Here is a 24,018-nt window from a genome sequence, read left to right on the forward strand (position 1 = left end):
CGCCAAGGAAACCCGCAACAAACGCTCATAACCGCAGGTCAGGGGGTTAACTTTCCCGAACCCGCAGAGGGTCAGTTTTCGGAAAGCGCTGACAAGGCCAAGCTCGACGAGTTCGCCGCTCTGGTCGAGGCCCGCGGTGGACGGGTGGCGGCCCGGTATGTCCAGCGCCGCGGCGCCTCCGACCGGTGGAAGCAGCGTCCCGGCGGATCACTGCGAATGTCGCAGCCCTTCTCCCGCCGCACACTGCTGACGGATGGCAAGCTCCGCGAGATCGCCCAGGCGTGCCGAGAAGCAGGCATCCACGCTGCGGTTTTCGTGAACACTCTGACTCGGCGCCAGCGGAGCGTCCTGGCCGAGATTCTCGGCTGCCTTATTTTGAGCGGCGAAGACCTGGCCGTACACGGCGAGACCGGATAGCCCTTGCCATGACTCACAAGCGGATCGCGGCAGATCAGTACGTCGCAATCCAGCGGCGCGTCATCGTCATAACGCCTCGCCCGCTACGCCGCTGTACCCCTGCAACCCATGGTCACGAGCCATCTGAAAGATGTCATCGAGGTACCGGAGCATGCTTACCGGCAGGGTGAGCAGCACGTACTTGGCCGCGATCTCCGGCGCCTCCGCCAAGTCGTACTCAGAAGGTTCGAGCACGTCAACTAAGTCGGGCCAACGGGAAAGCAGCCCTGCTCGGAACCGGGAGACGTCCGAGTGCCCATGGAGGGCATCGGTGACTCCGTCAGCAAGGTTGTCGAAGATCTCGCCGGGGTCGGCATCGCCGGCCTTCCAGAAGGCGAAGTCGCTGCTCACTGGCCGACTCTAGACAACTGACTGCTGGAGATGCCCGCTCAACCCAGGAGTAGCCCACTCATGTCGGCTACGAGCGGATCGCGGCAGATGAGCGCATGCCCTTCCCTCCCGCAGTCGGGGCCCCTACCTTACAGATACTCGAACCACGCGTGGAGGGGATACGCGAGAGCGGCTCGGGTTGTGACGCTGGCGCATCAAGTCCGAGCGAGGTGGCATGAGTCAAAGAACGGCGGATTCGAGCAAGAAAGACCAGCCACTCGCTCTTCTTGGGCTCACGGCGGACGTCGTGGGCTTGGTTGTCGCCGCCGTAGTGGGACTTCGAGTGTTCCTTTTCGCGGTCGGCATCTCGGCATTGGTGTTGTCGGCTTGGCTCCTTTGGAAGCAGTGGGGGCGGCTGGTTGGACGAGCGACGCTTATGGTGAGCGCAACAATGAGTGTCGGTCTCGCCCTAACTGTCGGCGTCGCGGTCTACAGCGTGACACACAAAGGCGACGGAGACCTTGAATCAGAAGCGACTCCCCGAAACGCAGCAAGTAGCGCCAGCGAGTCTCCTGTCGGCCTCAACTCCGCGCCCGGGTCTCCTAAAGCTCTCACTAGTCTCAACGCTCGATGGCTGGAGGGCGTTCTAAAGCCAGGCACGTTCACGTCAACCCTTATAAAGGGCGCTGGCCAAGCTGGTGAGGACGCCATACGGATCACATTCACCGAACCCAAGAAGAATTTTGTAGAATTGTACTTCGAGTTACCTCAGCCAGAAAACTGGAGCACCCACACTCTAGCCTGCGCTGTTCGCTTGAGTGACTTGAAGAACATCTCCGGCGCGAGTGGAATCGCTTTTAAGGACATGGGTTTTCGCCAGGATCTGGGGCCAAATGTGCCCCTCGATGCGAAACAGGACGGATGGGTCGAGCTCACGGCGACCGTCGGCCGCAGCCACGAACCTGACGTCAGAAAACCAGGAAAGCGGATGCTGTATGAGAATTCATTCACCGGCGATCAGATCAAAGGTTTTGCAATCTACTTCGATGTCCCTGAGGGTGGGGCGATCGAAGGAAAGTTGGTATACGTCAGCCACTGCTCCTACACGTGATTCAGTTTATTTGAAACGGTCTACGGATTGGGCCTGAATCAGCACGCAAGGGGTTGAGTCAATCCCGGCCGTCATTGGATGCACTCTTTTCGGTACGTCCGGATGTTCGAACGTCGAACTAAGGAATTCAGCGCGTACCCACGCTCCTTGCTTTCGGTGCGCTGTGATGGCGGTAAGCCCACTTGGCTGGCGTCCGATCTTGTTTCACACTGAGACGTGAGCCTCATTGTGGGAGGATGTCAAGATGCTTGAGGGCCCGCTCGATGGCCAGAACAATGACAACCTACAGAACTACACTGAAGATGTACCTGTCCCGCCGCTAGAAATTGGTCCAGTTCACTCTGATGATGACGGTTATCGCCCGCCAGCTTTCTACCCGGGGCCAGGGGATGAGGGTGCGAACTAATAAACAATCCTTCCCCTGGCCAGAACAGAGTGCCAGGTAAGGATTCCGGGCGCTGTTGGCGGCTCGACTGGCTACCGTGTGAGCGGTATAACCCCTGCCGGTGGCATGCTTGCACTGCAAGTGGCAGTTTGGAGTCGTTTGATGGTCACACTCACATCGGCATGAGAAGACGTTGGCTGTCAAAGCAGGCGGCCGGTCGAGCGCGGATCGCGGCCGACCAGTGCGACCGTCGAATAGGCCAGCACCCCGACCGAATGGTTACGGGAAAGGCTTACTGGCCAGTGCGTCCATCAATGCACTCGCGTAGCAGGTCCGCATGGCCGCAGTGCCGCGCGTACTCCTCGACCATGTGGATGAGGATGTCGCGGACGCTGGCCTGGTCGCCGTTGGTCATACTGACCATCGTCCCGAGATCGGGGGTCGAATCGAGCCACTGATCAGCGGCGACGATCTGTTGGCGCCAGACGGTGAACGCGTCGTCGACGACGGCCGGATCAGCCATCGCACCGTCGAAGTCCAGGTCGTGCTCGTCCGCGGACCAGTAGAGCCGCGGCGCGTTCAGGTGGCCCTGCAGGGTCCGGTGGAACCAGTTGTGCTCCACGGCGGCCATGTGCCGGATCAGGCCGAGCAGGCTCATCGTCGACGGCGGAACCGATCGAGAGGCCAGCTGCTCCGGCGAGAGGTCTTCGCACTTCATGCCCAGCGTCAGGCGGTAGTTGGACAGGTATTCGCGGATGGTTGCCAGTTCGCCGACGGGACTGTCGGTGGATCGGGGGTCCGCTTCGGGTTTGACCCACGCACCGTTGTAACCGACTTCCCGCTGACTGGCCATGGGTGCACCCTTACCGATCGACCGCGATCCTGCCACCCCGTTTCTTAAGCCGTCGAGACCAGCGTTGCTGCGACACGCTCACATCGGGACGACATTGTGCGAGGCCGTCACAGCCGGTGGTGCCGGCGGATGTCGGCCCAGGCGCGGACAGCGACATGTGAGCCTTCTTGCGCCGAGCAGTCCAGATGGCTGGCCATCTGCCTCCAGCGAGTCGTGCTCGTGCCGACATGTCTCGGCGCACTGTCGGCGAATTGGAGATGGCCGTGGACGACTGGCAGGACTGGCACCGGCCGGTTGCCCAGCCGACCGCCACCGAAGATCGTGTTTGGTTCGGGGCGGTGGTCGCGGCGATCCCGCATGTGTTGATTCTGGGAGCGATGACGTGGGGCGTCCTCGAGTCGGAGGGCGTCAGCCGGGCTTATGCGGCGTACCTGGGTTTTCTCGAACTCTATGTCGTGCCGGTCGCCGCGGTGGTGGCTGTATGCCTGGGACTGGCACCCCGGCGACGCGCTTGGTGTCTCCCGGTAGTTCTCGGCACTCTCGCGGGAGTAGCCGTCGTACTGGTCGTCACCATGATCGTGGGCAACGGCGCCACCTGGTCCTGACGCAGACCGTCTCCGGCGCCATGACCAGCGGGTTCACCATGATGAACCGCGCACAAATCGGCACTACGAGACGCCACTCCGCGACAGTCAACGCCGCCGTCACGGCTGGCGGCCGGCCCGAGCAGGAACAGCGGCATGAGACCGAGCTGCTCGACCGCCGTTCGTCCGTGATGTCCGGCGGTAACACAGGACGCTGAGCAAGCTCGGATGCGGGATTCAACGGCAAAGCCAGACGCCGTCCCCCTCGTGTCGAGCCACTTCTCCGTCCAACTGCCGAACGTGAAGCGATGAACCGACAATCCAGACATGTTCGCCGGGTTGGAGGAGCAGCGGTCGCGGGAGCTCAACGGCCCAATCACCGGCTTCCACCGTGGTCACCATTGTCAGCCGTGCCACCGGCGCCGGATCGGTTCGGACAACTCCGCCGGAGTCTTCGCCTTGCCCCAGCCGCATCTGCATGTATTGAGGCTACCGGGAGCGCGCTGATTCACCGTCCAATAACGCCGCCGGCTACACCCCGTCCGCGCGGTCGGCGGCATGATAGTGCGTGACTTCTCAGGATTTCGCGACCAAAGAGAAAGGGTCTTTCTCTGGCGGCCGTAGAGCATGACCACATAGCTGAACTGCGACCGAGCGATGCCGAGCTTATCCTTGTTCATTCGGATTGGCTTGAGGTTTGACAGTCAGCGAACAGCAGCCTCCAGAATGGCGAGAACTTTTTGCATCTCCTCTATCGCCCGGTCTCGGTTCCCTCCCCACACGTCACGCCATTGACTGTCCATTCCAGTCACGTGGCGAACCGCCGCAATTGCCAATTCAATAAGTTCGGGTCCGGGTGACCGCAGCAATGCGGGCCGCCAATCGTCAGTAGCATAGCCCTCGTCTTCAGGATCAATGCAGCTGGTCAGGCGCTCGTCCCCTTCGGGGAGATCTCGGTCAAGAGCAAGCCCGCCCGGTAGAATAATTCCGATCAACGCTGCGGCGGCGACCACTTCGAACGCTAAGGGGGCATCGTCGGAGTCTGAATTGATCCCTTCCATAAAGACTTCACGGATCCTCAAAGTCCTTGCGACAGTATCCAACTCGCCAAGTTCCTCCAGTAGATCTACTGCCCGGTCGTTCTGGAATGGTGCCATACCCCATGCGCCCATGGTGGGCTATCCCTTCTCCTTCGCATCTTGATCTTGCTCAACGATTCTACTGCCTTCGGCGGGCGTTAGGCGGCTGAGACTTATATCGCCTACACCGGAGAATTAATAGAGGGCGGCTGACAGCGTTGAGTTCTGATGGCCGTGCGATCGATGGCTGCCGTCTCGGATGGATGCCGCGACTGCTCAACCGCGTCGGGCTGCTGCCGATGAGCGACGGACGTGCAGAGGTTGTGGGTCGGTGCCGTCGCCGTGGGAGCGCTGTTGATCGGTGGGTCCTCGGCGTCCGTACCACCGGAGCCTGAGATTCTCGATGCGCCACAGCTCATCGCCCTGGGTGACCCGGCTGCCCCGGACGGGGCCTTCCAGTTGAGTTCTACCGTCGTCGTCGACTCCGCTGATGAGAAATGCGTGTCGTTCGGTGCGCCTGCGGAAGTCCCGGTGCGCGCCCGTCTCGGAGAGGCTATCGCCCAGAACGGACAACTTTATACAATCAGGTCGGTCGGGTTGGCGCCTCACATCCATGATCGCGTGTGGCTGGTGGCTGATGTGACAGTTGCTTCGCCGGGGTGTCCGGGGATCGGCCACCTGTGGGAATTCCTCTTCGTCGCCGCGGACGGCACCGTCCATCAGCCGGCTCCGCAGGGGCGGCAGGGAGAGTTCACCTCCTACGACGTTCCGGCCGGCGGCTGGGCGGGTGGACGTGTCTTCTTCGATTTGCCCAGAACAGTCGTCCAGGCCGGCGCCGTTGGCTTTCGGCAACCGCCGTTCGCGAGCTCGGACCGCTATCCAGCGCCGAACCGGCCCTACGGGCTCTGGCCCTTGCCCTGGCCCCTCCCCGAGGTCGACGGGCCGGCCGGATACCCCGCAGCCTGAGCAGCCTGATCCCGCTCGGTGCTTCGGCGACTCGATCGCGCTGACTTCGGCGGGTCGGTGCGTTCGGCGGTCTGACCTGAGGGCTGCCTGAGTAAAGGTTGGCGCGACATTCTTTGACGCCTATGTTGACCCTATGGGGGAGGTTCGGAGAAGCAAAGAATATGGTCCGCCTGGCTTGACCGGAGTCAGCCGATGGCTGGTGGCATCGGTGCTGATTCTCGGCCCCCTGTTTTGGTGTGTGGGCCTCTTGTTGCGAACTCGGGCTGTCGCTTCCGCGTCGTTCACGCCAGAGGAGGTCGCGCGATTCGCCACCGAAGAATTCGCTGCACGGCAACAGTTGGCCGCCTACGCCGCTAACCCGGGCCTGACGATTTCCGCATACGGTCTGTTCCTGGCCGGAGCGATTCTCTTGATACCTGCCACGGCGATCCTCACCTATCTGGCTGCTCGGCGTTCACCTGTGCTCGCGACGATGGGCGGGCTGCTGGTGATCCTCGGTTTCGCGGCGAGGGTGTACTTCGCCGGCGTTGAGCAGGTGGCATTCCAGTTGGTGGACATCCAGGGAGTCGACCCGACGGCGGCATTGGTGCTCGACGCGTATGTGAATGTCTCTTACGGGCCGTTACGGATTCCGGTGACGGCCGCTTTCGGACAGTATCTCGGTATGCCGCTGCTGGCTGCCGCGTTGTATCGTGCGGAGATTTTCGGCGGCGCTCGCGTCCTGGTACTCCTGTGGTCCGCAATGATGTGGGGCGGGGTTCTCAAGGCTGCCGGTTGGTGGGATGTCGTTTCGAGTGCCGCATTGTTCGTGGTGCTGGCCGCCCTCGCCGTTGAGATAGGCCGTCATGGTGATCCGAGGCTACGCCGCGGTGGCATATTGAGTTGGTAGGCGAGTACACGTCGGCAGATCCGGATGTCGGCAGGAGTTCGTCATGGCCTCGGCGGTGGTGGCCCGAAGAACGAGTGCCGGTGTCGTCAACGATGGCTTCGGGGTCGCGGCTGTTGATCATCGGGCGGCATACTCTCCGGGTGCGTCGCTCGATCAATCTTGTCGTCTCGGTCGGTGTTGCGGTTGTCTGCGGGCTGGTCGCCGTCGCCTTCAGCGCCTCGTCGGGTCCCAGCGATCCCGCGGTAGGCCCGGCGGCGGTGGGTGCGGCCACCTCGGAGATGGCGGACGGCGTCGGCGCCGTGGTCCGGCCGGCCCTCTGTGACGCCGATCGGCCGGCCGCTCGGGACGCCTTCCCGTTCAACCGGGACGCCGCCCGCCGTGACAGCATGCTGCCTTTCCTCGACCTGCTGGGCAACGGGGAGACCTTCACCGGCGGCGCCGGATTCTTCGGCCCGCTGGACGCCGCTGGACTGGCCACATTGTTCGACGAGAGGTGGCTGGATCCGGACGACAGGCAGAACGCTGCCCCGTCCGCCTGGGACATCTTCCAGTTCGTCTGTGACCACCCGGGCACCCATGCGCAGGGCTACGCGATCAGCCTGGACCGCGAGGACTACCGGGTGTCGCTGGAGACCGTCTGGGCGCCGGAGATCGACGACGTGCTGCGGGCCGACGCCGTCGAGTTCTGCGTCGACGCGGACGCCGTCGAGACGTCCGACCACCTGGAATGTTTCTGGGACTGACCGTCGGGGCCCGGTACCCAGTCCGCACGCTGAAACACGGCTGGGTGCCTTGGTCAGCGCGGGTTGAGGGGTTCGACCCGGGGGTGGCTGTGGTCGCGGTCGAGGACGGCCTCGATGATGTCGGGGAATTCGGCCAGGCGGTCGGCGGTGAATCCGCTGATCCACTGTGCTGAGGGGGCGGTGGCCCGTACCCAGGTGCGGTAATCGGCGAGGAACCGCCGGAATTCGGTGATCCGGGCGTCGTCGGTGAGATGGGCGTCCTGGCTCAGGTCGCTGACGCCGTTGCCCTGGTTGCCGATCGTCTCCATCCAGGTGGCCTGCCATTCGCGCAGGAAGGCCGACTCCCGGTGCACCGGATGGACCTCGATGAACATCGCGGCGAGCGCCATGAACGTGTTCTGTTCGTTGTCGTGGGCGTGTGCCGCGACGCCGCGGAAGATGAACATCGACCAGCTCATGGGCCGACCAGGCGCATCGCGGCGGCGGCGACGGCGGCCGGCAGGTCCGCCGGGCCGGGCAGGTCGGGCAGGTCGCGGCGCATTCCGATGACGCTCTCGACCAGTCCGAAGACCAGGTCGCCGGTGATGGGCGCGGTGTCGGGGGCGACCGCCTCGACCAGTGCGCGGTAGGCCAGGCGCAGCTGTTCGCGTTCGCGGCGGAAGCGGGCGAAGGGCTCGGTGGCGATCTCCGGCAGGGCGTAGAGGATGCCGATGTTCCAGCGGGCGCCGACCAGGACGCCGACGTCGTACTCCACCAGGTCACGTAAGGCGGTGGCGGGTGGCAGGTCCTTGGCAGACAGCTCGCCGGCGTACGTCAGTGAGGGCCGCACGGTGGCTTCGAGCAGCTCGGCGAGGATCTGCTCCTTGTTGGGGAAGTGGTAGTAGAGCGACGCCTGCCGGATGCCGACGGTCTCGGCGATCAGCCGGGTGGAGGTGGCGGCGTAACCGCGCTGGGCGAACAACTCGGCCGCGGCGTCGAGGATCTCCTCGCGGGCGGTGGCGTCCGGCATCCGCCGGGCTCCGGATCGGGGGCGGCCGGCGGTCGGGGACGTGGTGCTCACTCCTGCATCGTCGCATGTCGTGATGTCACAACCGATCCGGCCGCGGTGTAACGCCGCCGACATCGGCGGCAACCCAGGATTTACCGAGCAGAAACCCCGGCCGGAGCCGGAGCCGTAAATCTGTCAACTGACAGGTATTCCGGCCCCGAGGAGGCCCCCTTGTCCACCACCCCCACCCTGCCCGCGCCCCCGACCGAGAAGGCTGACGCCGCTGACCTGCGCGGATTCGGCTACGAGCCCGAGCTGCGCCGCGGTATCGGCAGCTACGCGTCGTTCGCCGCGGGCTTCTCCTTCGTCTCCATCCTCACCACTGTCTTCCAGCTCTTCGCGTTCGGTTTCTCGTTCGGTGGCCCGGCCTTCTTCTGGACCTGGCCGCTGGTTTTCGCCGGCCAGTTCATGGTGGCGCTCAACTTCGCCGAGCTCGCCGCCCGTTACCCGCTCTCCGGCTGCATCTACCAGTGGTCACGGCGGCTGGCCGGCGCGACCGTCGGCTGGTTCGCCGGCTGGGTGATGATCATCGCGCAGATCGCCACCGTCGCGGCCGCCGCGATCGCGCTGCAGGTGGTGCTCCCGCAGATCTGGTCCGGCTTCCAGCTGGTCGGCGACGACCCCTCGCTGACCTCGACCAGCGGCGCCACCAACGCGGTCATCCTCGGCTCGATCCTGATCACGGTCACCACGATCATCAACGTCATCGGCGTACGCCTGATGGCCATCGTCAACAGCACCGGCGTCACCCTGGAGATCATCGGCGTGGTCGCGGTGGTCGGGCTGCTGCTGTTCCACGCCGAACGCGGGCCGGGCGTCGTCTTCGACACCGGCGGCACCGGCACCGGGCTGTCCTACGTCGGGCCGTTCCTGGTCTCGGCGCTGATGGCGGCGTACGTCGTGGTCGGCTTCGACAGTGCCGGCGAACTCAGCGAGGAGACCCGCGACCCCCGGCACACCGCCCCGCGTACCATCCTGCGGGCTCTCGCCGCGGCCGGCATCGGTGGCGGGCTGATGCTGCTGGTTGCATTGATGGCCGCGCCCAGCCTCACCGACGGGCGGCTCGCCACCGAAGGCCTGCCGTACGTGCTGACCAGCCGCCTCGGTGACACCGGCGGCCGGATCCTGCTGATCGACGTGGCGATCGCGGTGGCGGTCTGCACCCTCGCGATCCAGACCGCAGGCAGCCGGATGATCTTCTCGATGGCCCGGGACGGTGTCCTGCCGTTCTCGGCCACGCTGTCCAAGGTCCCGGCCCGCACCGGCACCCCGGTCGTCCCGGCCATCGTCGTCGGCGTCGGCGCGATCGCCGTGCTGCTCGTCAACATCGGCCAGGCGGCGCTGTTCACCGCCATCACCAGCGTCTGCATCGTCATGCTCTACATCGCGTACGCCCTGGTCACCATCCCGCTGCTGGCCCGCCGGCTGAAGGGCTGGCCGGACGGCGAGGCCGGGCTGGCCACCGAACGTGGCGGCCGCTTGTTCGCCCTGGGCCGCTTCGGGATCGTCGTCAACGTGCTGGCCGTGGTCTACGGCATCGGCATGATCCTCAACCTCGGCTGGCCGCGCCAGGAGGTGTACGACCCGGCCGGCACCCACTGGTACCTGCACTACTTCTCACTGCTGTTCGTCGGCGGCGCGGTGCTGGTCGGCGCCCTGGTGTACCTGCGCTTCCGGGCCCGTACCCGAAGCCTGCATCTGACCCTGCCGTTGGCGGAGACCGCATGAGCACCGCCACCACCGCGGGCGCCCGCGAACACGCCCGCGCCCAGGGCGGCACCGTCGTCGAATGCATGCCGACGGTGCCGGCCGACCGGCTCGGCGACGGCCTGGTCTGGGCCGAGACCATCCCGGGCGGCGGCTATGCGAGCCGGCGGCTGGCCCGGGGCACCACCCTGCGGCTGACCGATCTGTACGGCGACGCCTGCGTCTCGGTGCTGCTGTTCAACGCCGACGAGCCGTGGGAACGCCTCAACGTCGCCGACACGGTCAAGGTGCTCTGGCAGGCCTACGTCGGTGAGGGCCACCTGCTGCTGTCCGACCAGGGCCGCGCGCTCGCCTCGGTCACCGCCGGGGCGCTCGATCGGTCCGACACGTTCTGCGGCACGTCCACTCTTCAGAGCAATCTTGATCGGTACGGCGACGGCAGCCCACACGGGCCGACACCGGCCGGGCGGGAACTGTTCACGCTGGCCGCCGCGAAACACGGCCTGACCCGGCGGGACCTGCCCCCGAGCATCTCTTTCTTCCAGGGGGTACGCGTCGACGGCGACGGCCGGTTCCGCTGGCTGGGTTCGGCCGGCGCCGGGGCGAGCGTCGAGCTGCGTGCCGAGATGCCGCTGATCGTGCTGCTCGCCAATGTCCCGCACCCACTGGATCCGCGCCCGGAGTATGCCAGTTCGGCCGTACAGCTGCGGGCTTGGAAATCGCAACCGGCCGGCCCGGGTGACCCTCTCTGGACGCGCTCGCCGGAAGGCGAGCGTGCCCTGCTCAACACCGCCGACTACCTGATCGCGAGGGGGTCGCGGTGACCGCGCTGGTGGCGGGCCCGGTCGTGCTCGACGAGACCGTCGCGGCGCGTGCGCCGTGGTCGGCGATCGTCCGCCGGGGCCAGACGCTGACCATCGTCGACCTGCACGGCAACCAGGCCGTCGACTGTCTGATCTATCGGGCCGACGACACCGCCGAGCGCTACTCGGCGCCGGACACCCTCGCCGCGCAGGGCGGCATCTTCCTGAGCACCGGCAGTGTTCTGATGTCCAGCGAGGGCCGCCCGCTGATGACCGTGGTGGCCGACGAGGTCGGCCGGCACGACACCGTCGGCGGGGCGTGCAGCCGCGAGTCGAACACGCTGCGCTACGGCCACCACACCAAGCATCAGCACGCCTGCGTCGAGAACTTCCTGATCGAGGGCGCGAAGTGGGGGCTCGGCAAACGGGACCTGGTCAGCAACATCAACTGGTACATGAACGTGCCGGTCGACCCGGACGGCAGCCTCGGCATCGTCGACGGCATCTCCGCGCCCGGCCTGCGCGTCGCGTTGCGGGCCGAGACCGACGTGCTGGTGCTGGTGTCGAACTGCCCGCAGATCAACAATCCGTGCAACGGGTTCGACCCGACACCGGTCCGCATGATCGTCACCGGGGAGTGAGCGTGTTCGACACCCTGCTCGTCGCCAACCGCGGTGAGATCGCCTGCCGCATCATCCGCACCGCAGCGCGGATCGGCCTCAAGACGGTCGCGGTCTTCTCCGACCCGGACCGGGCCGCGCCGCATGTGCGGATGGCCGACATGGCGGTACGGCTGGGCCCGGCCCCGGCCCGCGACAGCTACCTGCGCGTGGACCGGGTCCTGGACGCGGCGCTGTCCACCGGCGCCGGCGCCGTGCACCCCGGATACGGGTTCCTCTCCGAGGACGCCGGGTTCGCCACCGCCGTCGAGCAGGCCGGGCTCGCCTTCGTCGGGCCCACCCCGGCGCAGCTCACCGCGTTCGGCGCCAAGCACACCGCCCGTGACCTGGCCCGCGCCGCCGGGGTGCCGATGATCGACGGGACCGGGCTGTTGTCCGGGCTCGACGAGGCGCTGACCGCGGCTGAGGAGATCGGCTACCCGGTGATGGTCAAGGCCACCGGCGGTGGCGGCGGCATCGGCATGCAGGCCTGCTTCACCCCGCAGGAACTCGCCGGCGCGTTTGCGAAGGTCGAGCGGATGGCGATCGCCAGCTTCGGCAGCGGCGGCGTGTTCCTGGAACGGTTCGTGCAGCGCGCCCGGCACGTCGAGGTGCAGGTGTTCGGCGACGGGCGCGGGCGGGTGGTGGCGCTCGGCGACCGGGACTGCTCGCTGCAACGGCGCAACCAGAAGGTGATCGAGGAGGCGCCCGCGCCGGGGCTGCCGGACACGGTCCGGGCCGGGCTGCACGAGTCGGCGGTGGCGCTGTGCGCGTCGGTCGGCTACCGGTCGGCCGGCACCGTGGAGTTCGTCTACGACGCGGAACGCGAGCAGGCGTCGTTCCTCGAGGTCAACGCCCGGCTCCAGGTCGAGCACCCGGTCACCGAGGCGATCTTCGGGATCGACCTGGTGGAGTGGATGCTGCGGCTGGCACAGGGTGACCTTGAGCTGGACGTGCCCCGGCCCGCCGGGGCGGCCGTCGAGGCCCGCGTCTACGCCGAGGACCCGTCCCAGGGGCACCGGCCCAGCGCCGGCCTGGTCACCGCGGTCACCTTCCCCGCTGACGTGCGCGTCGACGGCTGGGTGGAGGCCGGCACCGAGGTCACCACCTCCTACGACCCGATGCTCGCCAAGGTGATCGCCACCGGAGCGGACCGGCCCGCCGCCTTCGCCGCCCTGCGTGCGGCACTCGACAGCACCCGGGTCGACGGGATCGAGACCAACCTCGGCCTGTTGCGCGCCGCAGCCGTCGACACCGAAGTCCTGGCCGCCCGGCACAGCACTGCGACACTCGCCGACGTGCACGACCACGAGCCGCGCATCGTCGTGGAACGGCCCGGCACCCTCACCGCCGTGCAGGACTGGCCCGGCCGCACCGGACTGTGGGAGGTCGGGGTCCCGCCTTCCGGGCCGATGGACGACCTGTCGTTCCGCCTCGGCAACCGGGCGCTGGGCAACCCCGCCGGCGCACCGGGGCTGGAGTGCACAGTCGACGGGCCGGCCCTGCGGTTCACCGCGGCCACCACCGTCTGCGTCACCGGCGCCGACGTGCCGGTCACCGTCGACGGCACGCCCGTGCCCATGTGGGAGCCGGTCGACGTGCCGGCCGGCGCGGTCCTCGACATCGGCCGGGCCACCGGCGGCGGGCTGCGCGTCTACCTGCTCGTCGCCGGAGGGCTCGACGTGCCCGGCTACCTGGCCAGCGCGGCCACCTTCACCCTCGGCCGGTTCGGCGGCCACGGCGGCCGGGCGCTGCGGCTCGGCGACGTGCTGCGCCCCGGTGTCACAGCCGGCCCGGTCCGCGGCCCGGTGCCGCCCGGCGAACGGCCCGCCATCGGACGGGACTGGCGCATCGCGGTCACCGAAGGGCCGCACGCCGCCCCGGAGTTCTTCACCCGGGAGGACATCGACGAGTTCTACGCTGCGTCGTGGGAGGTGCACTTCAACTCGGCCCGTACCGGGGTCCGCCTGGTCGGACCGAAACCCCGGTGGGCGCGCACCGACGGCGGTGAGGCAGGACTGCATCCGTCGAACATTCACGACACCCCGTACTCGGTCGGCGCCGTAGACTTCACCGGCGACGTGCCGATCCTGCTCGGACCGGACGGCCCCAGCCTCGGCGGGTTCGTCTGCCCAGCCACCGTGATCACCGCCGAACGCTGGAAACTCGGCCAGCTCACCCCGGGCGACACCGTCCGGTTCGTGCCCGTCTCCGACGACACCGCCCACGACCTGCGGGCCCGGCCACTCGCCCCGGTGACCCCGATCGTCACCGGCGACGACGGCGTGCTGGCCCGCCGCGAGGCCACCGGCGCCGGCCCGGCGGTCACCTACCGCCGCAGCGGCGACGACAACCTGCTCGTCGAGTACGGGCCGATGACCCTCGACCTCGGGCTGCGGATGCGCGGGCACGCCCTGATGCAGCGGCTGCGCGCGGAGAACCTGGGCGGCGTCGTCGACCTGACCCCGGGCATCCGCTCCGTGCAGATCCACGTCGACCCGGACCGGCTGCCCGTGCAACGGCTGCTCGGGCTGGTTCGCGAGATCGAGGACCAGCTCCCGGCCACCCGCGACCTGGAGGTGCCGAGCCGGGTCGTACACCTGCCGCTGTCCTGGGACGACCCGGCCACCCGGGAGGCGATCGCCCGCTACATGGCCGGCGTCCGCGACGACGCGCCCTGGTGCCCGTGGAACATCGAGTTCATCCGCCGGATCAACGGCCTGGACAGCGTCGGCGACGTGCACCGCACCGTCTACGACGCCAGCTACCTGGTCCTCGGGCTCGGCGACGTCTACCTCGGCGCGCCGGTCGCCACCCCGCTGGACCCCCGGCACCGGCTGGTCACCACCAAGTACAACCCGGCCCGCACCTGGACACCGGAGAACGCCGTCGGCATCGGCGGCGCGTACCTGTGCATCTACGGCATGGAGGGGCCCGGCGGCTACCAGTTCGTCGGCCGCACCGTGCAGGTGTGGAGCCGCTGGCAGCGTGAAGCAGGCGACCCGTGGCTGCTGCGCCATTTCGACCGGATCTCCTGGTACCCGGTCGGCGCCGAGGAACTGCTCGACCTGCGCGCCGACGTGGCCGCCGGCCGGCACCGGCTGCGGATCGAGGACGGCGCCTTCCGCCTCGCCGACCACGAGGACTTCCTCGCCGCCAACGCCGGCTCGATCAGCGCGTTCCGCGACACCCAGGCGGCCGCCTTCGGCCGGGAACGCTCCGCCTGGGCGGCGGCCGGCGAGTTCGACCCGCGCCCGGAGCCGCCCGCGCCTCCGGCGGCCGGCGCGGTGGCCGTACCCGAAGGTGGCGCTCTGGTCGAGGCGCCATTCGTCGCCAGCGTGTGGCGCGTCGACGTGCGCCCCGGCGACCGGGTCGTCGCCGGTCAGCCGCTGCTGGCGCTGGAAGCCATGAAACTCGAGACGGTGCTCACCGCGCCCAGCGACGGGCAGGTCACCGACGTCCTCGTCACCCCGGGCAGCCAGGTCGCGCCCGGCAGCCCGCTGCTCGTCCTCTCCGGAAAGGCCGCCGCATGACCCCACAGGACCGCGTCCGTGCCGCCTACGCCCGGCTCGCCCTCGGCGAGCGCCCGGAAGCTTGGATCACGCTGCGTGACGAGGCGGACGTTCTGGCCGACGCGGCGGCGGTCGCCGCCCATCTGCCCCTGGCGGGGTCACTGTTGGCGGTCAAGGACAACATCGACGTGGCCGGGCTTCCGACAACGGCAGGACATCCGGGGTACGCCTACCGTCCGACCCGAAACGCACCAGCGGTGCAACGTCTGATCGACGCGGGGGCGGTGGTGCTCGGCAAGACCAATCTCGACCAGTTCGCCACCGGGCTGGTCGGCACCCGTAGCCCGTACGGCGCGGTCCGTGACGTCAACGACCCGGCGAAGGTGGCCGGCGGGTCCAGTTCGGGTTCCGCGGTGGTGGTCGCCTTGGGCATCGCCGACCTCGCGCTGGGCACCGACACCGCCGGCTCGGGCCGGGTGCCGGCTGCCTTCCAGGGCATCGTCGGGATCAAGCCGACGCCCGGCCGGGTGCCCACCACGGGTGTCGTCCCGGCCTGCCGCAGCTTCGACTGTGTGACGGTCTTCGCCCGAGACCTCGCCACCGCCCAGCAGGCGATGACGATCATGGGCGACCCGCAGTGGCCGGCCGGCGCGCCGCTGGCCGCCCCACCGCGGCCGGTCGTCGCGGTGCCCGGCCGCGACCAGCTCATCGGCATGTCGGTGGAGTGGCTCGACGCGTTCGAACAAGCCGCGAAAACGCTGGAGACCGCCGGGGCGGTGCTGCGGCCGATCCGGCTCGACCCGTTCCTGGCCGCCGCGAAACTGCTCTACGACGGTGGCTTCGTCGCCGAACGCTACGCCGCCGTCGGTGAGTTCCTCGGCACGCACGCCGACGGCGCCGACCCCACCGTCGCGGCCATCGTTGCCGCGGCCCGGGACATCCCCGCGCACCGGCTGGTCGCCGACACCGAACGTCTCGACCTGTTGCGGGCCGAGGCGATGGCCGAATGGGGTCGCGCGGACGCGTTGCTGCTGCCGACCGCGCCGATCCATCCGACGATCGCCGAGGTGGAGGCCGACCCGATCGGGGTGAACGCGCGGGTCGGCACGTTCACCAACTTCTGCAACCTGTTCGGCCTGTCCGCGGTGGCTGTCCCGGCCGGGCCGCTCGGGGTGCAGATCATCGCCCGTGGGCACGCCGACGCCGTCGCCACCGGCATCGCCGCCATGCTCACCGGAGTGCCCGCGCCCGTACCGGCCGCACCCGGGTTGCGCCTGCTCGTGGTCGGGGCGCACCTGACCGGGCAGCCCCTCAACCACCAGCTCACCTCGGCCGGTGGCCGCCTTGTCGGGGCGGCCCGGACCGTACCCGAGTATCGGTTGCATGCTCTGCCGACCGAGCCACCGAAACCCGGCCTGGTCCGGGTCGCCTCCGGCGGCGCCGCCGTGTCCGGTGAGGTGTGGGAGTTGCCGCCGGCCGCGCTCGGGCAGTTCCTGGCCGCCCTGCCGGCGCCGATGACGCTGGGGCAGGTGCGGCTCGCCGACGGAACCTCGGTCACCGGCTTCCTCTGCGAATCCGTGGCGGTTGACGGCACTCCCGACATCACCGCGCACGGTGGCTGGCTCGCCTACCTCGACTCCACCCGGGGGTCTCGATGAACCGGGTCACCCTGCACGCGTCCCGCTACGTCGTCGGTGCCATTCTGCTCGCCGCGATCACCCGGCTGCTGACCAGACGGCCGCCGGAAGCCGCCGGGCCGGAACCCGAACCGGGACCGTCCACACCCGAGTGAACGGTGGCCGGTGCGGCTTACGATCAAGCGATGAATCCCGATCGGCCCGATGCGTCGGCAGGTGGGGTCCGGATCCCGATCCAGCGCAAGAAGCCGACGTTCGCCGAGAATCTCGGGTGTCTGGGGTGCGTCGGCGGTTCCATCGTCCTCTTCATGGTCGCCGGCCTCGCCTACTTCGCCGTGTTCCCGGTGGTGCTCTCGGTGGTGGCGGACGCGTACGTCACCGCGGCCCGGTCCGCCACCGGCGGGAGTCCGCGCGGCATGGCGGCGGCCGGCTGGCTGCTCTTCGTCGTCACCGCGGCCGTCGTGCTGACTCTGGTCCTGATCCGTGGCCGGGTTCCGCGGCCCTGGATCTACGCGATCGGGACGGTGCTGGCCCTGCTGGCCCTCGCCTCCTGGATGCTCCTGCCACTGCACGGCAGCGGACTCGCCGAAACGGTCGACGGGCGGGGTGGGAGCGGGTTCATCACCGGAGCGCGGTGGGGCGCCATGGCCGCGGTACCGTTACTGATCATCGCGATCCGGGTGAGCGCCGGCAAGCGTGCCGGCGACTTCTACGTCAAGCACTCGATGCTGCGCTGGACGATCGGCGCCGCAGGGGTCCTGGCCGTCGTCGCCCTGATCACGGGCGTCATCCGGGCAGGTTGACACAGGCCCGTCGTGCCCGGAGCGGAGTTCAGCTGCGAATCGTCGCAGCCGACCTGCTCACCTGCGTCGACGCCCGACGGCACCCTTTGGCACAGCGTCAGCTCAGCAAGCTATCGCAAGTCGGACAGTGGTGAACCGAACAGCGCCCGAGATGGAACACCCTTGCGACTGCTATTGCTGCCGGAGGAACCGTGAGCCTGGACGACCCGACCGAACAGATGCGCTGGTACGCGGGGCTGGCGTTGATCGTTTTCGCGGCTGTGCCGGTGGGCGGGATGGCCCTCGTGGCCTCGGACGGCGACGACGGTGGCACCTGGGCGCCGGTGATCGCCGCGGCGCCGATCAATCTCGCCGGCATCGTGTTCGCGGTGCTGGGCATGGCTGCCCGCGACCCGCGTGTCTCGGCTCGACGACTGGCGATCGCTGGCGGCCTGGTGCTGCTCGGTGACGCCGTGCTGTACGGCATTCACTCACTGATCACCTGACGGCTATGGGGGAGAAGTCGATGTCTGAGTTGCGGGTTCATCCGCCTGGTCTCACCGGATACGGCGGAGCGTCCTCTGCGCGGGCTGACACCGGCCCGTCGTGCCCGCGGGAGTCCTGTCCGGCGGCGCGGTATCGGGATATCCGTTGCCCACGGGCAGGTAGGGCAACATCATCGACGGGTGTTCCCCTACCAGTGCCCGACGTGCGATACGCGCGGCGAGGTTGCCGACGCCGTCCGAGCCAACGCCCGTTGCAGCATGTGCGAGGCGCGGCTGACATGGGATTCCCTGGCGTTGTCGACTCAGCACTCCATTGATGCCGCGATCCGCCGAGGACCGATTCAGGGAGTGCTCGCCATGAGCGAACTGACTCCGCCGATCCGAATGCCGTATTCCCTCGACCTGCTGGCGTTCCGCGAGAGAGAGGGCCGGCCCTGATCCAATGGGCCTGCGATCACGACTTGTCCTGTCCGGCTTTGTAAGGGCGTTCCGATGTCGGGGCCGCCGTGATGAGATTGCCGCCGTGGCAACCCGCAACGGCGATGACTGGAAGATCGGACAGGACTTCGACGACCTCGTCGAGTACGCAAAGGCGGAGGGCGCCGAGGGTTACGAGGTACACGAGGTCCGGCTGTGCGTGTGTGCAGCCTGCGGCGGCCAGGTGTTCGGTCTTCACGGCGACCTGGGGGAGAACACGGCGATGCGCCTGTGCCGCGGGTGCGGTCAGGAGCATTTCATCGCGGACAGCGGCGCCTACTGGGACGAGAGCAAGACCGGCGTCATGGTTTGTGAGTGCGATGGCGATGGTGACGAGGAGGACTTCAACATCGCGGTCGGCTATTCGCTCTACGAGGGCGGCGATGGAATCCGGGCCCTCGCGATCACCAGCCGTTGCGTCGCGTGCGGCCGGCTCGGCTACTGGGACGACTGGATGATCCGCGGCGGCGACATTCACCTGCTGGATCTCGCATAGGTTTGCCGCTGAGACTGGTCACGCGCCAGCGCATCAACCGGCTGGCCTCGGGAGACGGGCCAGCAGATGCGCCCACGTCTGGGTGAACATCAGGTCGTCGCCGGCCGCCCGTGGCCGCATGCCGGTCGGTGTGCCGCCGTCGAGTTCGGTCCGCAACTGCTCGGCGATCGCCGCGGAGACGTCCGCTGGGGTACGGGACTGTTCCAGCCAGGTCGTCAGCGGGCGTTCCACCGGGAACACGTCGGCGGTCTCCAGCGTGGCCCCGGCCCGCGCCAGTAACTCGGTGATCCGTTCGACGGTGAGCATCGTGCCGTGTGACGGGTCGCGGAGACGTTCCACCCGGTCCGGGTCGCCGGGTAGCGTCGGATCGCGGATCAGGTCGGCGACCACCACCCGGCTGCCGGGCCGGCACACCCGGACCAGCTCCGACACCACCGATTCCGGCTCGCTGACCTGGTGCAGTGAGAAGCGGGTCACCACCAGGTCGAACGACGCGCTCAGGAACGGCAGCCGGGTCGCATCGCCCTCCTGGAACACGAGGTTGCGCAGGCCGTCGCGGTCCGCGGCCACCTTCCCGGTGGCCAGCATCTGCGGTGTCAGGTCCAGCGCGGTCACATGCCGCACCCGCGGAGCGAGAGCCCGCGCGACCAGGCCGGTGCCGCACGCGACGTCGAGACACACATCGTCCGGCTGCGGCGCGGCGAAGTCGGCCAGCCGGGCCAGGTGCCTGGTGAACGCGTCGTTGAGGCGGGCGTCCTCGAACGTGCCGGCCTGCCGGGCGAACTCCCGTCGGATCAGCTCATCATGTTCCACCGAAACCTCCCCAAGCCTGGTGCACGATGTCGAGCGGATGCCGGGCCGCCCGGCCGGTGCCGTGCCGGATCTGCTGGCGGCAGGACACCCCGGTGGCGGCCACGATCGTGTCGGCGGGTGTCTCCCGGACCGCCGGGAACAGCCGGAGGTCACCGATGCGCATCGACAGGTCGTAGTGCTCGGATTCGAACCCGAACGAGCCGGCCATGCCGCAGCAGCCGGCGTCGAGTTCGGTGACCTCGACGCCCGGGATGCGGCGCAGTAGGACGACGGTCGCGGCCGTACCCACCTCGGCCTTCTGATGGCAGTGCCCGTGGTAGAGGATCTGCTTGCCGCTGAGCGCGCCGGACAGTGTCAGCCGGCCGTCGTCGATCGCCTCGGTCAGAAGTTCCTCGACCTGCCGGACCCGTTCGGCGACGCCGGGAACCCGGTCGTCGCCGGGCAGCAGCCGCCGGTATTCGTCGCGCAGCGTCAGCACACAGGACGGCTCGCAGCCGACGATCGGTCCCGGCGTGTCGGCCAGTCGCGTCACCATCGCCGACGCCTGCCGCCGCGCGTCGTCGAGCAGGCCTTTGGAGTAGCTCGCCCGCCCGCAGCAGCCGGCGCTCTCCAGCCGTACCTCCCAGCCGGCGGCGGCCAGAAGCTCCACCGCGGCCCGCCCGACGCCCGGCTCGGTCCAGGTGGTGAACGAGTCGGCCAGGAACGTCACCGCCCAGCCGGGAGAACGGGAAGCCGGGAACGTCACCGGCCGGCCGGGGGAACGGGAGGCCGGTAAAGCCACCGGCCGGCCGAGGGAGCCGGCGCGGCCGTTGAACCAGCGGACCAGGTTGCCGCGGTGGAACCGCGGCAACGGCCGAGCGGCCGCGATCCCCAGGCCGCGATCCATCAGGCGGCGCAGCGGCGGCACACGTCCGGGCAGGTTGGACAGCGGTGCGGTGGCCGAGCCGAGGCGGTTCAGCAGGCGGATGCGACCGAAGACCTTCGACCGCAGCGGTACGCCGTGCGTGTCGTGCCGGTGCGCCAGCGCCTCCGCCTTGAGCGCGGCCACGTCCACGCTCAGTGGGCATTCGCTCTTGCACGCCTTGCACATCAGGCACAGGTCCAGGATGCCGTGCAGCCGGTCGTCGCCGAGCGCGGTGTCCGGCTCGCCCTCCGACAGTGCCTTGACCAGGGCGTTGGCGCGCCCGCGGGTGGCGTGTTCCTCCTCGCGGGTGGCCATGTAGGACGGGCACATCACACCTGTCGAGTCCTTGCGGCAGAGGCCGATGTTCATGCACCTGTCGGCGGCGCCGCGCATGCCGCCGGTCACCGAGAAGTCCAGGTGGGTGCGGACCGGCCGGGGCGGCGGCAGTGCGGCGTCACGCAGGTGGTCGGTCATCGGCGGCGCGTCGACGATCTTGCCGGGGTTCATCCGCCCATCCGGATCGAAGATCATTTTCACGGTACGCATGAGCTCGTACAGTTCGTCGCCGAAGATCTCCCGGTTGAACTCGCTGCGGGCCAGGCCGTCGCCGTGTTCGCTGGAGTTGACTCCGCCGTACTCCCGGACCAGGTCTTTGATCTCCCCGGCGACGGCCCGCATCGCGGTGACGTGCTCGGGGCGCCGGACGTCCACGAACGGCCGGATGTGCAGGCATCCGACCGAGCAGTGCCCGTAGAAGCCGGCGCGCAGCCCGTGCCGGTCCAGGATCTGGGCGAAACGCCTGGTGTACGCGGCCAGGTGCCGCGGATCGACCGCGGTGTCCTCGACGAACGCCAGCGGCCGCAGCGTCCCGGTGCTGGCCGCCATCAGCAGTCCCAGGCTCGACTTGCGCACCTTCAGCAGACCGGCCTGCTGCTGCGGCGTCTCGGCGCGCAAGGTGTGATAGCCGTGCCCGTGTTTGCGCCAGAGCGCGCACAGCCGGTCGAGTTGCGCGCGCAGCTGCCGGTCGTCGTCGCCGCTGAACGACACGAACAGCAGCGCCTGCGGGTCGCCGGTCAGGATGGCGCCGAGATCCGCGTACTCGATCTTCTGCCGGGACAGGTCGAGGATCGTGCGGTCCATCATCTCGACCGCGGCCGGTTCGCAGGCCAGCGCGTCCCCGGTGGCCTCGACCGCAGCGAACGTCGAATCGAAATGCCCGACCGCGATCACCGTACGGCGTGGGCGGGGCACCAGCCGCACCACGGCCTCGGTCACGGTGACCAGGGTGCCCTCCGAGCCGACCACGAACGGCGCCAGGTTGAACCCCGGGTCGTCACGCAGCCGGTCGAGGCGGTACCCGCAGGCCCGCCGCCAGTACGGCGGGAAGTCGCCGATGCTCGGGTCGTCGAGCAGTGGGGCCAGCCGCCGGTAGATCTCGCCCTCCAGGCCGGGCCGGGTCGCACGCTCGTCGGCGGGCATCGGCCGGAACCGGGCGGTCGACGCGTCGGCGAGCACCACGTCGAGTTCCTGGACGTGGTCGATGGTCGAGCCGTAGCGCAGCGAGCCGCTGCCGGCGGAGTTGTTGCCGAGCATCCCGCCGATGGTGGCCCGGTTGCTGGTCGAGGTGTCCGGCCCGAACATCAGGCCGTGGGCGGCGGCGGCCTGGTTGAGCTGGTCCTGTACGACGCCGGGCTGGACCCGGGCCAGCCGCTGCTCCGGGTCGATCGCCACGATCTCGCGCAGGTGCCGGGACAGGTCCAGCACCAGGCCGGGGCCGACGGTCTGCCCGGCCAGGCTGGTCCCCGCGCCGCGCGGCACCACCGGCACGCCGTGCGCGCCGGCGACCGCCACGGCCGCGGCCACGTCGCCGGCGTGCCGGGGGAAGACCACACCGAGCGGTTCGATGGCGTACATGCTGGCGTCGCGGGAGAACAGATGCCTGGTGTACGCGTCGAAGGCGACCTCGCCGTCCAGAGCGCTCGTCAGGTCGTACGACAGGTCGGTCATCGTTTTTGAAGTCTGTCGAGGGCGGCGGTGACGCCGGCCGGGTCGATCGGGACGCCCGCCGCGACCAGGCCCATCTGTACGCCGGCGAGGGTGCCGGCCAGCATCAGGTCGTTGAGGTCGCCGAGGTGGCCGATCCGGAAGACCCGCCCGGCCAGCCGGCCGAGGCCGGTGCCGAGGGACATGTTCCAGCGGTCCAGCACGATCGCGCGGATCTCGTCGGCGTCGTGGCCGTCGGGCACCAGGACCGCGGTCAGTGAGCCGGAGTGTTCCCGCTCGTCGGCGCACAGCACCTCGAGGCCCCAGGCGCGCACGGCCAGCCGGGTGGCCTCGGCGTGCCGTTGATGCCGGGCGTACACCTGTGGCAGGCCCTCCTCGTCGAGCATCCGCAGCGCCTCGCGCAGCCCGTAGAGCAGGTTGGTGGCCGGGGTGTACGGGAAGAAGCCCCGGGCGTTGGCCTCGATGATCGGCGCCCAGTCCCAGAACGAGCGGGGCAGCCGGGCGGTCCGCGACGCGGCGAGCGCTTTGGCCGAGACGGCGTTGAAGCTCAGGCCCGGCGGCAGCATCAGGCCTTTTTGCGAGCCGGCGATGGTGACGTCGACGCCCCACTGGTCGTGCCGGTAGTCGATGGACGCCAGCGACGAGACCGTGTCGACGAGCAGCAGCGCGGGGTGGCCGGTGGCGTCGATGGCGGCGCGGATCTCCGGGATCCGGCTGGTCACGCCGGTCGAGGTTTCGTTGTGCACGACCAGGACCGCGCGGATCGTGTGCCCGGTGTCGGCGGTGAGGCGTGCGGTGGCCTCGGCGGGGTCGGCGCCGTGCCGCCAGTCGCCGGGTACGACTTCGACGTCGAGGCCGAGGCGTTGTGCCATGTCCTGCCAGAGGGTGGCGAAGTGGCCGGTCTCGAAGCAGAGCACCCGGTCGCCCGGGGACAGGGTGTTGACCAGGGCGGCTTCCCAGGCGCCGGTGCCGGAGGCGGGGTAGACGACGATCGGCCCGGTCGTGCCGAAGACCGGTCCGAGCCGGCGCAGGATGTCGCGGGTCAGGTCGGCGAACTGCGGGCCGCGGTGGTCGATGGTGGGGGCGGCGATGGCCCGCAGCACCCGGTCGGGGGTGTTGGTGGGGCCGGGGATCTGGAGGAAATGACGACCGGTGGAGGTCATGCCCGACCGTATCAACATCTACTGCGATCAATAAACCAATAGATGCAGATCTATCGAGATTGCTTGACCCTCCACTGTGGCCGGGATCATAGTGGGGCCCTCCGTGGGAGG

Annotated in this window: 24 protein-coding genes; 16 read left to right on the forward strand and 8 right to left on the reverse strand. The window is 68.7% G+C overall.

The genetic code is table 11. The annotated features are described in order from the left end of the window. Positions 1-417 (forward strand): hypothetical protein (locus tag AB0E94_RS47175; protein ID WP_360341399.1); only part of this gene is annotated, 417 nt, incomplete at its 5' end. 66 nt (positions 418-483) lie between these two features. On the opposite strand, the gene AB0E94_RS47180 is transcribed toward AB0E94_RS47175, so the two are convergent. Beyond that, positions 484-807: a hypothetical protein gene (locus tag AB0E94_RS47180; RefSeq protein WP_360341402.1), complete on the reverse strand. Its 324-nt coding sequence runs from the start codon at positions 805-807 to the stop codon at positions 484-486. A 214-nt stretch (positions 808-1,021) separates the two neighbouring features. Here AB0E94_RS47180 and AB0E94_RS47185 point away from each other — a divergent pair, with 214 nt between their 5' ends. Beyond that, entirely contained in the window at positions 1,022-1,897 is an 876-nt protein-coding gene (locus tag AB0E94_RS47185; protein ID WP_360341405.1) for a hypothetical protein, read from the forward strand. Positions 1,898-2,574: 677 nt separating this feature from the next. On the opposite strand, the gene AB0E94_RS47190 is transcribed toward AB0E94_RS47185, so the two are convergent. Continuing rightward, entirely contained in the window at positions 2,575-3,135 is a 561-nt protein-coding gene (locus AB0E94_RS47190; RefSeq protein ID WP_360341408.1) for a DinB family protein, read from the reverse strand. A gap of 263 nt (positions 3,136-3,398) precedes the next feature. Between AB0E94_RS47190 and AB0E94_RS47195 the strand changes: the two genes are divergently transcribed. After that, positions 3,399-3,740 carry a hypothetical protein gene (locus AB0E94_RS47195; protein WP_360341411.1) on the forward strand — a complete coding sequence of 114 codons (342 nt, stop codon included), beginning with the start codon at positions 3,399-3,401 and terminating at the stop codon, positions 3,738-3,740. Between the two features lie 683 nt (positions 3,741-4,423). Here AB0E94_RS47195 and AB0E94_RS47200 read toward each other — a convergent pair. Then, positions 4,424-4,891 (reverse strand): DUF4259 domain-containing protein, encoded by a 468-nt coding sequence (locus AB0E94_RS47200; RefSeq protein ID WP_360341414.1) that lies wholly within the window; start codon positions 4,889-4,891, stop codon positions 4,424-4,426. A 249-nt stretch (positions 4,892-5,140) separates the two neighbouring features. On the opposite strand from AB0E94_RS47200, the gene AB0E94_RS47205 reads away from it, so the two are divergent. The 3 genes from AB0E94_RS47205 (at position 5,141) to AB0E94_RS47215 (ending at position 7,396) form a co-directional block, all read left to right on the forward strand. Then, positions 5,141-5,764, forward strand: a complete 624-nt coding sequence (locus AB0E94_RS47205) for a hypothetical protein (RefSeq protein WP_360341417.1) — start codon at positions 5,141-5,143, stop codon at positions 5,762-5,764. A gap of 175 nt (positions 5,765-5,939) precedes the next feature. Next, positions 5,940-6,653: a hypothetical protein gene (locus AB0E94_RS47210; protein ID WP_360341420.1), complete on the forward strand. Its 714-nt coding sequence runs from the start codon at positions 5,940-5,942 to the stop codon at positions 6,651-6,653. A gap of 140 nt (positions 6,654-6,793) precedes the next feature. Beyond that, complete coding sequence (locus AB0E94_RS47215) at positions 6,794-7,396, forward strand: hypothetical protein (protein ID WP_360341423.1); 603 nt, start codon at positions 6,794-6,796, stop codon at positions 7,394-7,396. A gap of 53 nt (positions 7,397-7,449) precedes the next feature. Here AB0E94_RS47215 and AB0E94_RS47220 read toward each other — a convergent pair whose 3' ends face one another. Both AB0E94_RS47220 and AB0E94_RS47225 read right to left on the reverse strand, forming a co-directional pair. After that, positions 7,450-7,854 carry a hypothetical protein gene (locus AB0E94_RS47220; RefSeq protein WP_360341426.1) on the reverse strand — a complete coding sequence of 135 codons (405 nt, stop codon included), beginning with the start codon at positions 7,852-7,854 and terminating at the stop codon, positions 7,450-7,452. Continuing rightward, complete coding sequence (locus AB0E94_RS47225) at positions 7,851-8,456, reverse strand: helix-turn-helix domain-containing protein (RefSeq protein ID WP_360341429.1); 606 nt, start codon at positions 8,454-8,456, stop codon at positions 7,851-7,853. The genes AB0E94_RS47220 and AB0E94_RS47225 overlap by 4 nt, the downstream gene beginning before the upstream one ends. A 159-nt stretch (positions 8,457-8,615) precedes the next feature. Between AB0E94_RS47225 and AB0E94_RS47230 the strand changes: the two genes are divergently transcribed. The 10 genes from AB0E94_RS47230 (at position 8,616) to AB0E94_RS47275 (ending at position 19,023) form a co-directional block, all read left to right on the forward strand. Beyond that, positions 8,616-10,172, forward strand: coding sequence for an amino acid permease (locus tag AB0E94_RS47230; RefSeq protein WP_360341432.1), 1,557 nt, complete (start codon positions 8,616-8,618; stop codon positions 10,170-10,172). Then, positions 10,169-10,975: an urea amidolyase associated protein UAAP1 gene (locus AB0E94_RS47235; protein WP_360341435.1), complete on the forward strand. Its 807-nt coding sequence runs from the start codon at positions 10,169-10,171 to the stop codon at positions 10,973-10,975. The genes AB0E94_RS47230 and AB0E94_RS47235 overlap by 4 nt, the downstream gene beginning before the upstream one ends. Beyond that, positions 10,972-11,595: an urea amidolyase associated protein UAAP2 gene (locus tag AB0E94_RS47240; protein ID WP_360341438.1), complete on the forward strand. Its 624-nt coding sequence runs from the start codon at positions 10,972-10,974 to the stop codon at positions 11,593-11,595. The genes AB0E94_RS47235 and AB0E94_RS47240 overlap by 4 nt, the downstream gene beginning before the upstream one ends. Positions 11,596-11,597: 2 nt before the next feature. After that, the gene (gene uca, locus AB0E94_RS47245; RefSeq protein WP_360341441.1) at positions 11,598-15,146 is read left to right on the forward strand and encodes an urea carboxylase; all 3,549 of its coding nucleotides are present in this window, start codon (positions 11,598-11,600) and stop codon (positions 15,144-15,146) included. Beyond that, entirely contained in the window at positions 15,143-16,783 is a 1,641-nt protein-coding gene (gene atzF / locus AB0E94_RS47250; protein ID WP_360341444.1) for an allophanate hydrolase, read from the forward strand. Before uca ends, atzF begins: the two co-directional genes overlap by 4 nt. Further along, on the forward strand, positions 16,780-16,917 hold the full coding sequence (locus AB0E94_RS47255; protein ID WP_360341447.1) for a hypothetical protein: 138 nt from the start codon (positions 16,780-16,782) through the stop codon (positions 16,915-16,917). The genes atzF and AB0E94_RS47255 overlap by 4 nt, the downstream gene beginning before the upstream one ends. Before the next feature lie 30 nt (positions 16,918-16,947). Beyond that, positions 16,948-17,565, forward strand: coding sequence for a hypothetical protein (locus AB0E94_RS47260; RefSeq protein WP_360341450.1), 618 nt, complete (start codon positions 16,948-16,950; stop codon positions 17,563-17,565). A gap of 191 nt (positions 17,566-17,756) precedes the next feature. Then, entirely contained in the window at positions 17,757-18,050 is a 294-nt protein-coding gene (locus AB0E94_RS47265) for a hypothetical protein (protein ID WP_360341453.1), read from the forward strand. A gap of 180 nt (positions 18,051-18,230) precedes the next feature. Further along, the gene (locus AB0E94_RS47270) at positions 18,231-18,488 is read left to right on the forward strand and encodes a hypothetical protein (protein ID WP_360341456.1); all 258 of its coding nucleotides are present in this window, start codon (positions 18,231-18,233) and stop codon (positions 18,486-18,488) included. A gap of 85 nt (positions 18,489-18,573) precedes the next feature. Continuing rightward, positions 18,574-19,023 (forward strand): hypothetical protein, encoded by a 450-nt coding sequence (locus AB0E94_RS47275; protein WP_360341459.1) that lies wholly within the window; start codon positions 18,574-18,576, stop codon positions 19,021-19,023. Positions 19,024-19,056: 33 nt separating this feature from the next. On the opposite strand, the gene AB0E94_RS47280 is transcribed toward AB0E94_RS47275, so the two are convergent. From AB0E94_RS47280 to AB0E94_RS47290, 3 genes are read right to left on the reverse strand one after another with little or no spacing between them, the layout of a single operon-like run. Further along, on the reverse strand, positions 19,057-19,836 hold the full coding sequence (locus tag AB0E94_RS47280; RefSeq protein ID WP_360341462.1) for a methyltransferase domain-containing protein: 780 nt from the start codon (positions 19,834-19,836) through the stop codon (positions 19,057-19,059). Continuing rightward, on the reverse strand, positions 19,826-22,747 hold the full coding sequence (locus tag AB0E94_RS47285; protein ID WP_360341465.1) for an FAD-linked oxidase C-terminal domain-containing protein: 2,922 nt from the start codon (positions 22,745-22,747) through the stop codon (positions 19,826-19,828). Before AB0E94_RS47285 ends, AB0E94_RS47280 begins: the two co-directional genes overlap by 11 nt. Then, on the reverse strand, positions 22,744-23,907 hold the full coding sequence (locus tag AB0E94_RS47290; protein ID WP_360341468.1) for an aminotransferase class V-fold PLP-dependent enzyme: 1,164 nt from the start codon (positions 23,905-23,907) through the stop codon (positions 22,744-22,746). The genes AB0E94_RS47285 and AB0E94_RS47290 overlap by 4 nt, the downstream gene beginning before the upstream one ends. Between the last annotated feature and the right edge of the window lie 111 nt (positions 23,908-24,018).

Source organism: Actinoplanes sp. NPDC026670 (assembly GCF_040638175.1).
GTDB lineage: Bacteria > Actinomycetota > Actinomycetes > Mycobacteriales > Micromonosporaceae > Actinoplanes.